Here is a 15,016-nt window from a genome sequence, read left to right on the forward strand (position 1 = left end):
CAGAACGAGGAGCCGCCCACCGATCTGGCGCCCCCCCCATCGCCACCCGCCGATCCGCAGGAGCAGGCCAGGGCCGACGGCCAGCGCACCCAGGACCGCGCGAGCCAGCGTGCGCTGGCCCGTGCGCTCGACGAGCTGCAACAGGAGTTCAAAGGCCTGATGGGCAAGGAGCCCGCGGGCCTGAAAGACGCGCATGCGGCCATGCGCGACGCGCGCAAGGCACTGGCCGACGGAAACGATCAGGCCGCGTCCGTCGCCCAGCAGAAGGCCCTGAAGGCATTGCAGGACGGCGGCCAGCAGATGCGCCAGACGATGCAGCAGGCCAGCCGGGGCACGCCCAGTTTCCTGCCCGGCTTCGGCAGCCAGGGTCAGGGCAGCGGCGGCAACGAGCCCTCCCCCGGTGGCGAGGACGACGGCGACGATAAGGCACAGGCCAACCGCGATCCGCTCGGCCGCGAGAGCGGCGAAGGCAAGAACGGGCTCGATTCCGACACCCATGTGCCCGATACGATCTCGCGCGAACAGGCGCGCGACATCGAACAGGAACTGCGTCGACGCGACTCAGACCGCACCCGCCCGCAGGAGGAACTGGATTATCTCGACCGGCTGCTCAAACCCTTCTGACCGCGCGGCCGCGCGGCCCCTGCCCGTCGCAAGCCGCGCGATGATCGGCTTCTTCGCCCTGTTCTGCGGGGCGACGGTGGCGAACATCTTCTACGCGCAGTCGCTCGTGGCCCAGATCGCGCACGACCTGCATGTGCCCGTGGCGCTGGCGGGCAGCGTCTCGACCATCACCCAGATCGGCTACGGCACCAGCATGTGCCTGCTGATGCCGCTGGGCGATCTCGTCGATAACCGCAGGCTGGCGCTGGCGGCATCCCTGATCCAATGTCTCGCGCTGCTCGGCATCCTGTTCAGCACGAACGCGACCGGATTTTTCATCGCCGCCTTTCTGCTCGGGATCGGGGCGGTCAGCTCCCAGATCGTGCTGACGCTGTCGACCCATCTGACACCACCGGAGCAACGGGGACGGGTCATCGGCTCCGTCATGGGCGGGCTTGTGACTGGCATCATGCTGTCACGCCCTCTGGCCAGCCTGCTGTGCGCCCATTTCGGCTGGCGGGCGATCTTCGCGCTGTCCGCCGCCGTCATGGCCGCGACGTTGACGGTGCTGAGCCGGGTCCTGCCGTCCTATCGCCCGGTGTCGACGCTGGGATGGGGCGCCGCCGTGGCGTCGACGATCGGGCTGGTCCCGCGCGTGCGTCCCCTGCGCGAACGCATGTTCTATCAGGGGGGCCTGTTCTGCATCTTCAACATGTTCTGGACCGGCGCGCCGTTGCTCCTGCAGGGGCGCTTCGGCGTCAGCCAGAGCGGTATCGCGCTGTTTGCCCTGGCCGGGGCCGGAGGGGCGATGGCGGCGCCGCTCGCCGGGCGGATCGCCGATCGCGGCTGGATCGTCCCGACCACGGGCATCGCGTTGCTGTTGGTGTTCTTGATGACGCTGCTGTCCGGGTGGAGTGGCGTCGCGGGCCACCTGCTGACCCTGACGGCGGCGGCCATAGCACTCGATGCGGCGGTGCAGGTGAACCAGATCATGGGTCAGCGCACGATCTTCGGCCTCGACCCGACGATCCGCGCGCGTCTGGGCGCGGCCTACATGACATTCCTGTTCCTCTGCGGCGCCACTGGCTCCGTTCTCGGATCCTGGACGTATGTCCATGGCGGGTGGGCGGCCACCATGGGGACGGACACGGCGATCGCAGCGGTACTGCTGCTCGGCTTTGTCCGGAATGTCCGCCGTGACCGCCGCGCGACGGCGGAGGGGCTCAGCCCCCGCCCTGCACCACCGCGATAATCCGGCCCACCGCGTCCGGATCCGCGAGGGTCGACAGGTCGCCTAGCGCATCGATCTCCCGTGCAGCGATCTTGCGCAGAAGACGCCGGACAATCTTGCCGGACCGGGTCTTGGGCAAGTCCGCCACGAGATACACGGCCTCCGGAACCGCATAGCGCCCGATGGCGTCGGCGACCAATGCCTTGAGCGCCGCTTCGCCTGCGCCTCCGGGCTGCACGACGGCGAAGACCACCAGCCCCTCGCCTTTCAGCCCGTGCGGCACACCGATCGCCGCGCATTCCACGACACCCTCGCCACGCATCACGGCGGATTCGATCTCCGCCGTGCCGATCCGGTGGCCGGACACGTTCACCACGTCGTCCACACGCCCCGTAATGCGGAAATAGCCGTCCGCCTCGCGCCGGGCCGCATCGCCGGTGAAATAATGGCCCGGATAGGTCGCGAAATAGGTCGCGACGAAGCGGTCGTGGCTGCCCCAGATCGTCCGCGCCTGTCCCGGCCAGCTGGCGGCGAGACACAGATTGCCTTCGCCCTCGCCAACGACGGGCACACCCGCCGCATCCAGCAGCACCGCCTCGACCCCCGGCAGGGGTCGCGTGGCCACGCCCGGTCGGGGCGCGACCGCACCGGCAGCCGGTGCGATCATGATGCCACCTGTCTCCGTCTGCCACCATGTATCGACCACCGGACAGCGGCCCTTGCCGACATGATCGTGGAACCAGGTCCACGCATCCTCGCCGATCGGCTCACCGACCGACCCCAGAACCCGCAGGCTGTCGAGACCGCGGGCCTCCAGAATATCATTGCCCTCGGCCTTCATCGCCCTGATCGCCGTGGGCGAGGTGTAGAACACCGTGACGCCATGCCGGTCGATCACGTCCCACCACCGTCCCGGCGTCGGCCACGACGGCAGCCCCTCGTACATCAGCACCGTCGTGCCGTTGGCGAGCGGGCCATACACCACATAGGTGTGTCCGGTGATCCAGCTGGTGTCGGCCGTGCACCAGAACACGTCCTCGCTCCCGCAGCCAAACGCGACCTCATGCGTCAGGGACGCCCAGACCATGTAGCCACCCGCGACATGCACCAGCCCCTTCGGCTTGCCGGTGCTACCGGAGGTGTAGAGCACGAACAGCGGGTCCTCGGCGGCCAGGATCGCGGGTGCGCAGGCGGTGTCCGCCCCGTCCAGCAGCGGCCCCAGCGCGCGGTCGCGCCCGGCCGTCATCGGCACGTCCGCGCCTGTCACAGCGAGCACCAGAACCGTGCGGACGCTGTCACCCGTGGCACGGGACAGGGCATCGTCCATGGTCCGCTTCATCGGAATGATCTTCGCACCGCGCCGGGCCTCGTCGGCGGTCACGACGAGCACCGGCGTGCCGTCGTCCAGCCGGTCCGCCAGCCCCTCGGCGGAGAACCCCCCGAACAGGACCATGTGCACGGCGCCGATCCGCGCGCAGGCCAGCATGGCCACCACGCTCTCAACCACCGCCGGCAGATGCAGGGCGACGCGATCGCCCTTGGCGACACCGGCCTCGCGCAGGGCGTTCGCCATCCGACAGACACGCTGCAACAGGTCCGCCCAGCTCAGGCGTATCGTCCGGCCATCCTGCCCTTCCCAGATCAGGGCGCATGCGTCCGGGCGCGCGGCCGCATGGCGGTCGAGACATGACTCGGTCGGGTTCAGGCGCCCGTCGGCGAACCAGGTGACATGCGCCGTGCCGGTAAAGTCGCCCGCCTGCGCCTGCGTCGGAGCCTCCCGCCAGAGCAACCGGGCAGACTGCTGCATCCAGAACGTCGCCGCATCGGCTTTCCATGCCGACGCCATCGCGTCGACATCCGCCGCACGCGGAAGGGCGGGCTGGCCGCCGGAAAAGCTGTGACCGGGCACAGTCGCGAGGAAGCCGCCGTCGTGCATAATATTATTCTCTATTCTTGCGCCTGTATGGAATATTCTTGCCCCGTGAAGAGGCGGCTCGTATGTCGCAGCAATGACCGCGCGACGCAACACGCTTATGTGAACGATACCATACGTCCCTCTCCATGTCCCGCCCTAGCCGTCTCCGCGGGCGACAGCCCATCATCCAGCCCATCACCAGATGCGTGTGGCCGCCCACCCGGGGCCTACGACCCGCCAGCACGCCGACCACGGAGTTTCCGCCTTCATGACGCCGCCCGCCACCCGCCGCCGCGTATGGCTGCTTTCCCTGCTGCTGCTTCCGTTCGCGGGCCTGCTCTGGGTGCCACTGTATGACCGCACGACGCCGGCCCTTCTGGGGTTGCCGTTCTTCTACTGGTATCAGCTGCTCTGGGTGCCGGTGACCGCAGCACTCGTGTGGATCGTCTGGAAGCGGGGTCCGCAGGCATGAACGGCGCCTCACACGGGGCCCCGCTGCCCGACACCGCCGCGCGTCTGGTCTTTGTCGCCTTCTTCGCCGTCACCATTCTGGCGGGGAGCACGGTGCGCTGGTGGCGGCGTCGCCATCCCGACGCCTCCCACGCCGAGGAATGGAGCCTCGGTGGCCGTGGCTTCGGCACATGGGTGACGTGGTTTCTGGTCGGGGGCGATTTCTACACGGCTTATACCGTGATCGCCGTGCCCGCGCTGGTCTACGCCACCGGTGCCTTCGGCTTCTTCGCGCTGCCCTATACGGTGATCGTGTATCCGTTCGTGTTCCTTGTCATGCCGGTGCTGTGGGACATCGCGCGGCGTGGCGGCCTCGCGACGGCGGCGGACATCGTGCGTGCCCGTTTCGACAGCCGCGCCCTCGAACTTGCGATCACGCTCAGTGGCCTTGCCGCCGTCATGCCCTATATCGCGCTTCAGCTGATCGGCATCCGCACGGTGATCGAGGCGCTGGGCCTTCCGGGGGAAGCCTCGCTTCTGGTCGCGTTCGCGTCGCTCGCGGTCTATACATGGCTGGGCGGTCTGCATGCGCCGGCGCTGACGGCGTTCATCAAGGACATCATGATCTACATAGCCGTGCTCGCGGCCGTGACGATCATCCCGCTGCATCTGGGCGGCTATGGCGCGATGCTCCGCTCCGCCGCCGCGCACCTGCCCGCGCCCCCGCCCGGCCACGCGCTGGCACCCGGGCAGGTCGTGCCCTACGCGACACTGGCGCTGTCCTCCGCTCTCGCGGCCTTCCTCTATCCCCACACCCTGACCGGCGTTCTGGCGGCGCAATCGGCCGATACCATTCGGCGTAACGCCGTCATGCTCCCGGCCTATACGCTGTTGCTGGGTCTGATCGCCATGTTGGGGCTGATGGCCCACGCGGCCGGGATCGTGACCACCCATCCGTCGTCGGTAGTCCCGCTGTTGTTCCTGTCGGTCTTTCCAAGCTGGTTCGCGGGCTTCTGCTTTGCCGCCGTGGCCGTGGGCGCCCTGGTCCCTGCCGCCGTGATGGCGATCGGCGCGGCAAGCCTGGTGACGCGCAATCTGATGCCGTCGTTGGGCGGCGGCGTGCGCGCCTCGCAGGTGTCGGCACTGGCCATCAAGATCGGCGCGCTGGCCTGCGTCCTGTGGCTGAACGCACAGTTCGCGATCGACCTGCAATTGCTGGGCGGTCTATGGATCCTGCAGACATTTCCCGCCCTGATCCTGGGGCTGCTGCCATGGCGGGTGTCGGGGGCAGCCATGCTGGTCGGCTGGGCCGGCGGGACCGCGGCCGGCACGCTGCTGTGCTTCGCCGACGGGCTGAAACCGACACACGTCGTCGGCCTCGGTGCCCATCAAGTGGCGTGTTCCACCGGCCTTCTGGCGTTGATGCTGAATATCGCGCTGGTTCTGGTGGCCAGCGCGCTGCCCATCACGCGGCTCAGGACGCGCGGATCAGCGTTCCCGAACCCGACTCGGTAAACAACTCCAGCAGACACGCATGAGGCACGCGGCCGTCGAGGATGACGGCGGCCGACGCCCCGGCCTCCACGGCCTTCAGGCAGGTTTCGACCTTGGGAATCATGCCGCCGCTGATCATGCCGCTCTCGATACCCCGGCGCGCGTCTTCAGCCGAAAGCTCCGGGATCAGGGTCCCGTTCTCGTCCAGAACGCCGGGCACATCCGTCAGCATCAGCAACCGTGTCGCATGCACCGCACCGGCGATCGCCCCGGCCGCCGTATCGGCATTGATGTTATAGGTCTCGCCGTGTTCGCCGACACCGACTGGCGCAATGACCGGGATCAGGCCCGAACCCGAGAGGGCATACAGCACGCGCGGATCGACACTGGCCGGTTCGCCGACGAAGCCCAGGTCGAGCGCCCGCTCGATCAGGCTGTCCGGATCACGCACGCTGCGCTGCAGCTTGCGCGCCTTGAGCAGACCACCGTCCTTACCCGAAATCCCGACGGCCAGGGCTCCGGCGCGGTTGATGAGGCTGGCAACCTGCTTGTTGACCGTGCCCGACAGGACCATTTCGATCACGTCGATCATCGAGGCATCGGTCACCCGCAGGCCGTCGACGAACGTCGAGGCGATGTCGAGCTTCTTGAGCATCGCGTTGATCTGCGGGCCCCCACCATGCACCACGATCGGGTTGACGCCGACCAGCTTGAGCAACGCGATATCGTGGCCGAATGCACCCGACAACATATCGTCGCCCATGGCATGCCCGCCATATTTGACCACGATCGTGTCGCCGGCATAGCGGCGCAGATACGGAAGCGCCTTGGCAAGGAGAGCAGCCTGTTCCTGGGCTTCGGAAGGCGTCTGCCGTGTCGACGTCATGGTTACGAAATCCTGATGGTGCAAGGACAATAACGAAACTGCGGAAGAGCCCGCTTAACCGGCCGGTGTGGCGAGCATCGCAAGCGTGGCACGCAGCGTCTCGATCCCGAGGCCGCTCTCACTACTGGTCGACAGCGTCTCCGGAAAAGCGGCCGCATGCCCGGCGACAAGGGCCGCGACCTCCGCCTGCTTCTTCTCCAGTTGCCGCTGTCCGATCGCGTCGCATTTGGTCAGCACACACTGGAACACCACGGCGGCACGATCCAGAAGCTCCATCGCCTCGCGGTCGTTCGTCTTGATCTCGACACGCGCATCGAGCAGCAGCATCACACGCGACAGGGTGGGGCGGCCCCGCAGATAGCTAAACATCAACCCCTGCCAGTCTTCCTTGACCGCCTTGGCCGCCCGGGCGAAGCCGTAGCCAGGCATGTCGACCAGCACCAGACGACCGCCCAGATCAAAGAAATTGAGTTGCTGTGTGCGTCCCGGGTGCGACGACGCACGCGCCAGCGAGCGACGCCCGGTCATCGCATTCACCAGGCTGGACTTACCGACGTTCGACCGACCGGCAAACGCGATTTCCGGCAGACCGGGCGGTGGCAACTGGTCGAGCGCCTGCGCACCATGAAAAAAATCACACGGCCCGGCAAACAACAGCCGTCCCGCCTCGGTCGCGGCCGCCTGCTCTTGTTCGGTCAGTGCGGAAAAACCCGTGCCGTTCATGCTCATCGGCCCGACGTCACTTACGCGACCGGGCCGGAAGGGCCGGGGTCGCCCTCGCCCGTTCGGAGCGATGCTGGATGAAGCGTTGCTGCAACGCCGTCAGCAGGTTGTTCCAGCAATAGTAGATCACCAGTCCGGCCGGCTGCCGCGCCATGATGAACGCGAAGATCACCGGCATGAACTGAAACACGCGCGCCTGTGCCGGGTCGGCCATCGGCGTCGGGTTCAGCTTCTGCATCAGGAACATCGTGCCACCCAGCACGATCGGCCAGATGCCCATGTGCAGCATCGGCGTCAGCACCGTCGGATCCCACGGGATCAGGCCGAATGCCGTAAAGAGGTTCGTCGGGTCGGCCGCCGAAAGGTCGCGGATCCAGCCGAAGAACGGCGCGTGCCGCATCTCGATGGTGACGTACAGATCCTTGTAGAGACACCAGAAGACCGGGATCTGCACCAGCATCGGCAGACAGCCGCTGGCCGGGTTGATCTTCTCGCTCTTGTAGAGGCCCATGATCGCCTGATTCATGGCGACCGGGTCGTCCTTGTGGCGCTCGCGCAGCGCCTGCATCTTGGGCTGCAACGTGCGCATCCCGGCCATCGACTTGAAGCTCTTCGACGCCAGCGGGAAGAACAACGCCTTGACGATCAGCGTGAACGCCATCAGCGCCAGGCCGAAATTGCCCAGAAGGGTGTTCAGCCAGTCGAGGACGAAGAAGATCGGGCGTGTCAGGAACGCAAACCAGCCAAAGTCGACCGCGCGCCAGAACCCGTCGATGTGCAGCGACTTCTCATACGCTTCGAGAAGACGCACTTCCTTGGCACCGGCGAAGATATGGCTGCTGGTGGTGGCCGATGCACCGGCGGCGACCGTCAGCGGCGCGTTGGCGACGAATCCCGCCTGATACGTGCCACCCGAGAAGCCGTAGCTGGCCGCGATCGGTGCCGACTGGTCGGGAATGACGGCCGTCAGCCAGTATTTGTCGGTGATGCCGACCCAGCCTTTGCTGCCCTGTCGGCTCCAGCTCTGGTTGAGTGGTGCGGCGCTGTCTTTGCGCACCGTCTTGTAGGACCCCTCGGTCAGGCGGCCGTCGATCACCGACACCGGACCTTCCTGTACCAGATAACCACCCGTCACTTCGGGGGTATAACCACGTTCAACGCGGGCAAACGGATAGAGCGAGAGCGCCTGCCCGGAATGGTTGTCCACCGACTGCTCGACCGCGAACATGTAGTTGCGGTCCAGACGCAGTGTGATGCGGAACGTCACGCCCTGCCCGTTGTCCCAGTGCAGCGTCAGCGGGGTCTCGACCGCAAGGCGGCTGCCGTCAGCCGTCCAAAGCGTATCGGCACCCGGAACCATCGTCTGGCCACCCGGTGCGTTCAGCCAGCCGATCTCGACATAATTGGCCTCGGTCTTGCCCTGTGGCTCCAGCAGCCGGACGTTGGGACTGTCCTTGGCCACGGTCTCGCGATAGTCGCGCAGCGTCAGGTCGTCGAGGCGCGCGCCCCGCAGGTTGATCGAACCGCTGACAGCGCCGCCGCCCAAGGGCAGACGCACATCGTCCCGAGGCGCGGACGGGGCAGAGGCCACCGGAGCGGGGTTCTGGCGATCGGCGACAGGCACCGGCTTGGGCGCATCCTGATGCGCTTTCTGCGGCATGAAATAATCAAAGCCAAGCAGCACGACGGCCGACAGGATCGTCGCCAGAAGAAAACGCCTAATATCCATCAGCTGTCCGCCGGCCCTTCAGATCAATCAACATGCGCCCGACGGATCGGTCCGTCGCGGGGGCACCGGATCGTATCCCCCATTGTTCCAGGGGTTGCAACGCATGATCCGCCACGCGCTCAGCAAAATGCCCCGCCCTGCACCGTGCGCGCAGATCGCATCGTGCGCATAGGCGCTACAAGTAGGGGTAAAGCGGCAGTTACTGCCGAGCAGCGGGCTGATCGCCCACTGATACATCCGGATCAGCGCAAGCGCGATCCAAACGGCCGCACGACTGATCACGGTCGTGCGCCGGTCTTGCGCAACGCGCGCCGGACATCGTCCAGCAGGGCAGCGAAATCGCGACGCCGGGTCCCGTCACGGCCGATTAGCACGACGTCGACGGCCCCCAGAGCACCCTCACGCTCGACAATGCGCATCGCCTCGCGCAAACGGCGCCGCGTGCGGTTGCGCACGACCGCATTGCCGACCTTCTTCGTGACGGTGAACCCGATCCGGGCCGCACCGTCATCCTCACGCGCGCGGGACTGAAGAACCAGCCCGGGCATCGGGGCCTTACGCCCCGCCGATGCGGCCTTGAGAAAATCCGCCCGCTTCTTCAGCCTTACGGATCGCCCCTGTCCGGTCACATCGCTCTCCGCTCGTGCCGCCCGTGCGCTGGGCGCGACAGGGCGGTCGGTTCGCCGTTCAGGCCGAAAGGCGCTTGCGGCCCTTGGCACGACGGTTGGCGATCACCTTGCGGCCACCGACCGTCTCCATACGGGCGCGAAAGCCGTGGCGACGCTTGCGGACGAGCTTGGACGGTTGATATGTGCGCTTCATCTGGGCACTCCTGTATCAAGACAACGGGGCTGCCTGCAGACAAGACAGCGGGCGGGCGCGAAAAATTTACGCCCGTTCAGAGGGCGGGCTTATACTGTGGAGACCCGGCCGCGTCAATTACGATCGGCGCGTCGCAACGACAAGAAGGTGCACCGCATGACGACCAGCACACGCAAGACCCCGATAAGCACGGCTCTCGGCAGCCTGGCGGCAACAGCCGCCGTGGCGCTCGCCACGGGTATGGCACTCCAGCGTTATCTCTGGGACTCGCACAAAAGCCCGCAACAGGCCGGGGACAATGCCCCGCCACGGCCGCACCGGGCGACCCCGGTCACGGCCCACGCCGTCATTTCGTCGGACAAGGTGGCGCAGTCCGACCGCCTCGCACGGCTTCGGCACGACGTCAAAAGCGCCCTGTCGCCTGCCCTTCTGGCCGCCGACCAGATCGCCACGTCCACCGACCCGACCGTGCGGGGCCGCGCCGAACAGATCATCACCGCCATCGAGTCGGTGCGCGAGATGCTGTCATCCCGCGCCTGACCGCACCCTGATCAGGGACGTTCGATCAACTCGATCTTGTAGCCATCGGGATCTTCCACAAAGGCGATGACGGTCGTGCCGAATTTCACCGGACCGGCCTCACGCGTGACCTTGCCACCCCCGGCGCGGACGGCGTCGACCGCCTCGGCCACGTCCGGCACGCCGACGGCGAAGTGGCCGAAGCCGGTTCCGACCTCATAGCCATCATCCTGACCCCAGTTATAGGTCAGCTCGATTTCCGCCTGTCCGGCGGCGTTGTCCGCGAACCCGATAAAAACCAGCGTATAGCGCCCGTCCGGCACCTCCCGCCGACGCAGTTCGTGCATGCCCAACAGCCGATAGAACGCGATGCTCGCGTCCAGATCGCGCACGCGCACCATCGTGTGCAGATAACTACCCATAGGTTCACTCTCCCTGGTCAGGACAGCGACGAAGGCTCCAGCCCATACAGGAACAGGCCCTCTTCGTCGGCTGCCGCAATGCAGGCTGCCGGATCGGCCAGCAAGGTTCCCCCCGCCTGGAAACCGACACCCCGAAGCCCCGAACGCGCCGCCGCCCGAATGGTCGCCGGTCCGATCGTCGGCATATCCGCCCGGGCCTCCTGCCCGGGCTTGAGGCACTTGACCAGCACACCCCCGGGACCGGGCTGCCGGCACTCCCCGGCGCGCGCGATCATCCGGTCCGTGCCCTCCATGGCCTCCACCGCGAGGACGACGCCAGCCTGCACGACACATCCCTGGCCGATATCGAGCGCCCCGAGCTGCGCCACCACGCGGCCGCCAAGCGCCAGATCGTCCAGCGCCAGCGCGTCCGGCACAACTTGCCCCATCGCACCCCGGCGGCCGGTGGCATCGGTCAGGAATTCGTGCGCGCCGCGAACGGTAAAGCCCTCTTCACCCAGCACCCGCACGATCGACGCAAGAAGCCCGTCGTCGCCCGAAAACAGCGACCGCCCGAGTCGTGCCAGAAGCCGCGCGCCCTCGCCGTCGGGACGAAGGTCGCGCAGCGCGGGTCGACGGACCGGCCCGATCAGAACCAGTTCCCGGCATCCATGCTGCCGCAGCGCTGTCAGGATCCGTCCGGCCGCCGCCAGTCGGATCATGTCATGTGGATAGGGGGCCAGCACGGCAGGGTCCGCGAAGTCCTGAAACCCCACGATGAACACGGGACGCCCCTGCGCCACCACTGCAGCGGCAACGTCCGCGGGCAGGCGCCCGGCCCCAGCCAATATACCGACCGCGCCGCCCGCGATCATTCTAGCGTCCGCCGCCGGCCATCGCGTCAGACGCCCTCGGTGTCCGACGAGGCGCTGCCCGGGCGGGCAGCGCGGACCAGCCCACGGCGGCTGGGCGCGTCGATGAAGGCCAGGATCTCCCGCACGCGCGGATCATCGCCATAGGTCGCACGGACCTCCTCCAGCCGCTGCTCGAACACGACGCCGTCATTGCCGTGGCGCGGATAGAGGGTCCGGAACGCCTTGCGCAGCCTCTGCATATCCGCGCTGCCGACGCCGTTGCGACGCAGCCAGATCCAGTGCATCCCGACAAGACGCGCCCGATTGCCCAGCACGCTACCATACGGAATCACATCCGCCTCGACCCCGCAGACGCCGCCCACCATGGCCGCCCGTCCGATGCGGACGAACTGGTGCAACGCGGCCGAGCCCATGATCCGCGCGTGATCGCCGATCTGGACGTGACCGCCCATCACCACATTGTTCACGATGATGACGTTGTTGCCGATGACGCAGTCGTGCGCGACATGGGCGTTGGCCATGATCAGACAGTCGGCGCCGACGGTGGTCAGGCCGCCGCCGGTTTGCGTGCCGCGATGGATCGTGACGTTTTCGCGCACGACCGTGCGGGCCCCGACCGCGCACCGGGTCGACTCACCGGCATATTTGAGGTCCTGCGGCGCCAGTCCGATCGTGCAGAATGGGTAGTACAGCGAGCCGGCGCCCAGGCGCGTGTGCCCGTCGACCACCACATGCGAGATCAGCCGCACGCCGTCCTCGATCACCACATCCGGCCCAACACTGCACCACGGGCCGATCGACACGCCGTGTCCCAGCCGCGCGCCGGGATCGACCAGGGCGGACGGGTGGATGGCAGCCCCGGTCCGCCCGGCCGGGGCATCGCTATGCGCGCTGTGTGTCAGCTCGACCTCCTGGGCGGCACGCGCCGCCGTACTGTGCGTTGTCACGACAGTCGTGTCAGACGTCGTTAGGCATGAATTCGGGCGAATTTCAGCCCATGATCATGGCGCTGAAGGTGGCCTCGGCGACAGACATGCCGTCCACGCGCGCGATGCCCTTGAACTTCCACACATTCGCGCGGCTGCGTTCCTTGACCACACTGATCCGGAGCTGATCGCCCGGCCCGACCGGACGGCGGAACTTCGCGCCCTCGATCGTCATGAAATAGACAAGCTTGCCCTCGAATGCCTTGCCGAGCGTCAGAACGACCAGCGTCGCCGCCGTCTGCGCCATCGCCTCGACGATCAGCACGCCGGGCATCACCGGGTGACCCGGGAAATGGCCCTGAAAAAAGGGCTCGTTCACGGAGACGTTCTTGACGCCGACGGCGGACGTCCCGAGGACGATGTCCACGATCCGGTCGATCATCAGGAACGGATACCGGTGCGGTATCGCCTCCATGATCCGAAGGATATCGATCGAGTCGATGGTCTGCGGCGTCGTCTCACCAGCTGCCGGGTGGCTCATCGCGTCGGAAGGCTTTGTTTCGGGCCGGGCATCCACTGTCTTGTCCACGATCCTAAATCATCAGTTCACGGGCGATCGCCGCCCAGACAACGCCCGCATACGCGGGCCACGCTCCTATAGCCTCAGGGCGTCTTCCCCGCATCTTTTTTCGCAAGCTTACGAAGCACGGCAACATTGCGGAAAAACTCGCGAAACGGCATTGCCGGGCTGCCGATGACATCGGCCCCGGCCTCCACGTCGGACATGACGCCACACTGCGCCCCGACCCGGGCCTTTGTGCCGATCTTGATATGCCCGATCAGGCCCGCCTGTGCCGCGATGGTGACGAAATCACCCAGTTCGGTGGAGCCCGAGATACCCGCCTGCGACACCACGATGCAGCATCGCCCCATGCGGACGTTGTGACCAATCATCACCAGATTATCGAGACGCGACCCTGCGCCGATCACGGTGTCCTGTGCCGATCCCCGGTCAATCGCCGAATTGGCTCCGACCTCGACCCCGTCCTCCAGAATAACACGGCCAAGCTGGGGGACCGTCTCGAAGCCATTCGGCCCCACAGCAAACCCGAATCCCTCCTGCCCGATGCGCACCCCGGGGAACAGGGTGACACGATCACCCAGCAACGCGTGCGACACGGTGACGTGCGCGCCGATACGGCACTCCGCGCCCACCGTCACGCCCTCGCCCAGTACCGTCTGCGGGCCGATGATCGACCGCGCACCGACCCGGACATTCGGGCCAACGCAGACGAACGGTCCGATTTCCGCGCTCGGGTCGATGTCCGCACTGGCGTCGATCACCGCCGAAGGATGACGACCCGGGACGGCCTGGGTCGGCGGATGAAAATAGGCCGCGATACGCGCCCACGCGAGATAGGGCGCGGACGTGACCAGTGCGGCGCATCCCGCCGGAACACGATCGACGAACGCCGGCGCTACGATGACCGCCCCTGCGCCCGTCGCATCCAGCAGTGCGGCATAGCGTCGGTTATCGAGAAAGCTGACCTGATCCGGCCCGGCCGCCTGGAGAGGCGCCACCCCGGCATAGCCGCTGTCGAGCGCGGCCGAGCCGTCGCGCGGGACAACGGCAGTCGCCCCGGCAATCTCGGCCAGATGCGCCAGAGATGCCCTGGCGGCCCGGCGGAAAAACCGCGAGTCGCCGGGCGGCGATGCCGTTCTGTCGCTCACGCTCGCGCCTTACTGCTGTGGGCGTCGCACGACCGAAGGCGGCGGCGGCGGCTCGGACGGCGCATCGCCAGCCTGCTGATGCTGCTGCGCCCGTGCCTCGTCGGCGGTCGTCGGCATCGTGCCGGACTTGGCGAGGACTTCGGGATCGACGTTTTCAGCCGGAATGAACACGTGCGGCAGCACCTTGTTCAGCTGGTCGGCCACCTGACGGGAGATGTCCTGTCCATCGACATGCAGCGCGACCTGCTCGGAATGCATCACCAGGTTCATGCCATGCGCACTCGCAACGGCACGGATGATCTGAACCAGTTCGCGTTCGATCTGGTTCAGCGAAACCTGAGCAGCCTCCTGGATGATACGATTGCGGTTGCGGAAATCACGCTGAGCGGTCAGCACGCGATCCTGAAGATGACGCTCGCGCGCCTGAATCTGGTCGGAGCTGAGGCCCTTGGCCTGGGATTGCAGTTGCTGCTGCTCGTCCCGCCATCCGGCCTGCGCACGCTGGACGTCCTGAGCCAACTTGTCGCGACGCGCGCCCAGCACCTGTTCCGCTTCCTGCGCGGCGGCCGAAATACGCATCACGTCCGGCACGCTGATCACACCGATCACGGCCGTCGGCGGGGGCGCACCCTTGGCGACGTCGCCGGGGGCGGGAACCGTCGGCGCGGGCAGGACCGGGGGGGTCTGAGGCGGACCACTGTCGTCGTCACC

At 66.9% G+C, this 15,016-nt stretch carries 18 protein-coding genes; 5 read left to right on the forward strand and 13 right to left on the reverse strand.

Features of this window, described 5'->3' with window-relative positions; genetic code table 11:
- Positions 1-624, forward strand: a 624-nt coding sequence (locus HUK82_RS09245) for a DUF4175 family protein (protein WP_176613688.1), incomplete at its 5' end; no start/stop codon positions are given.
- A 40-nt stretch (positions 625-664) separates the two neighbouring features.
- Complete coding sequence (locus HUK82_RS09250) at positions 665-1,855, forward strand: MFS transporter (protein ID WP_176613689.1); 1,191 nt, start codon at positions 665-667, stop codon at positions 1,853-1,855.
- Here the strand turns inward: HUK82_RS09250 and acs are convergent.
- Entirely contained in the window at positions 1,827-3,680 is a 1,854-nt protein-coding gene (acs, locus tag HUK82_RS09255) for an acetate--CoA ligase (protein WP_176613700.1), read from the reverse strand. The two genes, HUK82_RS09250 and acs, sit on opposite strands and share 29 nt — an antisense overlap.
- A gap of 337 nt (positions 3,681-4,017) precedes the next feature.
- Between acs and HUK82_RS09260 the strand changes: the two genes are divergently transcribed.
- Positions 4,018-4,221, forward strand: a complete 204-nt coding sequence (locus HUK82_RS09260) for a DUF3311 domain-containing protein (RefSeq protein ID WP_176613690.1) — start codon at positions 4,018-4,020, stop codon at positions 4,219-4,221.
- Positions 4,218-5,714, forward strand: coding sequence for a sodium:solute symporter family protein (locus HUK82_RS09265; protein WP_176613691.1), 1,497 nt, complete (start codon positions 4,218-4,220; stop codon positions 5,712-5,714). Before HUK82_RS09260 ends, HUK82_RS09265 begins: the two co-directional genes overlap by 4 nt.
- Here the strand turns inward: HUK82_RS09265 and argB are convergent.
- The 6 genes from argB to rpmH are packed head-to-tail and all read right to left on the reverse strand — an operon-like array spanning position 5,674 to position 9,853.
- Complete coding sequence (gene argB, locus HUK82_RS09270) at positions 5,674-6,579, reverse strand: acetylglutamate kinase (RefSeq protein WP_176613692.1); 906 nt, start codon at positions 6,577-6,579, stop codon at positions 5,674-5,676. The two genes, HUK82_RS09265 and argB, sit on opposite strands and share 41 nt — an antisense overlap.
- Positions 6,580-6,633: 54 nt before the next feature.
- Positions 6,634-7,308 (reverse strand): ribosome biogenesis GTP-binding protein YihA/YsxC, encoded by a 675-nt coding sequence (gene yihA, locus HUK82_RS09275; protein ID WP_176613693.1) that lies wholly within the window; start codon positions 7,306-7,308, stop codon positions 6,634-6,636.
- A 10-nt stretch (positions 7,309-7,318) separates the two neighbouring features.
- A complete protein-coding gene (yidC, locus tag HUK82_RS09280) occupies positions 7,319-9,031 on the reverse strand; it encodes a membrane protein insertase YidC (RefSeq protein WP_176613694.1) in 1,713 nt (570 codons plus the stop codon).
- A 27-nt stretch (positions 9,032-9,058) separates the two neighbouring features.
- Positions 9,059-9,313, reverse strand: coding sequence for a membrane protein insertion efficiency factor YidD (gene yidD / locus HUK82_RS09285; RefSeq protein ID WP_373318291.1), 255 nt, complete (start codon positions 9,311-9,313; stop codon positions 9,059-9,061).
- Positions 9,310-9,660 carry a ribonuclease P protein component gene (gene rnpA, locus HUK82_RS09290; protein ID WP_176613695.1) on the reverse strand — a complete coding sequence of 117 codons (351 nt, stop codon included), beginning with the start codon at positions 9,658-9,660 and terminating at the stop codon, positions 9,310-9,312. Before rnpA ends, yidD begins: the two co-directional genes overlap by 4 nt.
- A 58-nt stretch (positions 9,661-9,718) precedes the next feature.
- On the reverse strand, positions 9,719-9,853 hold the full coding sequence (gene rpmH / locus HUK82_RS09295; protein ID WP_012553083.1) for a 50S ribosomal protein L34: 135 nt from the start codon (positions 9,851-9,853) through the stop codon (positions 9,719-9,721).
- Positions 9,854-10,009: 156 nt separating this feature from the next.
- Between rpmH and HUK82_RS17185 the strand changes: the two genes are divergently transcribed.
- Positions 10,010-10,393, forward strand: coding sequence for a hypothetical protein (locus HUK82_RS17185; RefSeq protein WP_218061549.1), 384 nt, complete (start codon positions 10,010-10,012; stop codon positions 10,391-10,393).
- An 11-nt stretch (positions 10,394-10,404) separates the two neighbouring features.
- Here HUK82_RS17185 and gloA read toward each other — a convergent pair whose 3' ends face one another.
- The 6 genes from gloA to HUK82_RS09330 form a co-directional block, all read right to left on the reverse strand.
- On the reverse strand, positions 10,405-10,794 hold the full coding sequence (gloA, locus tag HUK82_RS09305) for a lactoylglutathione lyase (RefSeq protein ID WP_176613696.1): 390 nt from the start codon (positions 10,792-10,794) through the stop codon (positions 10,405-10,407).
- 17 nt (positions 10,795-10,811) lie between these two features.
- Positions 10,812-11,648, reverse strand: coding sequence for an LpxI family protein (locus tag HUK82_RS09310; protein ID WP_176613697.1), 837 nt, complete (start codon positions 11,646-11,648; stop codon positions 10,812-10,814).
- Positions 11,649-11,674: 26 nt separating this feature from the next.
- A complete protein-coding gene (gene lpxA, locus HUK82_RS09315; protein WP_176613703.1) occupies positions 11,675-12,550 on the reverse strand; it encodes an acyl-ACP--UDP-N-acetylglucosamine O-acyltransferase in 876 nt (291 codons plus the stop codon).
- An 88-nt stretch (positions 12,551-12,638) separates the two neighbouring features.
- A complete protein-coding gene (fabZ, locus tag HUK82_RS09320; protein WP_176613704.1) occupies positions 12,639-13,115 on the reverse strand; it encodes a 3-hydroxyacyl-ACP dehydratase FabZ in 477 nt (158 codons plus the stop codon).
- 122 nt (positions 13,116-13,237) lie between these two features.
- Positions 13,238-14,305, reverse strand: coding sequence for a UDP-3-O-(3-hydroxymyristoyl)glucosamine N-acyltransferase (gene lpxD / locus HUK82_RS09325; protein WP_176613698.1), 1,068 nt, complete (start codon positions 14,303-14,305; stop codon positions 13,238-13,240).
- Positions 14,306-14,314: 9 nt separating this feature from the next.
- Positions 14,315-15,016: OmpH family outer membrane protein (locus HUK82_RS09330; RefSeq protein WP_176613699.1), on the reverse strand; the 702-nt coding region annotated here is incomplete at its 5' end.

Source organism: Ameyamaea chiangmaiensis (assembly GCF_013376175.1).
Classification (GTDB): domain Bacteria; phylum Pseudomonadota; class Alphaproteobacteria; order Acetobacterales; family Acetobacteraceae; genus Ameyamaea; species Ameyamaea chiangmaiensis.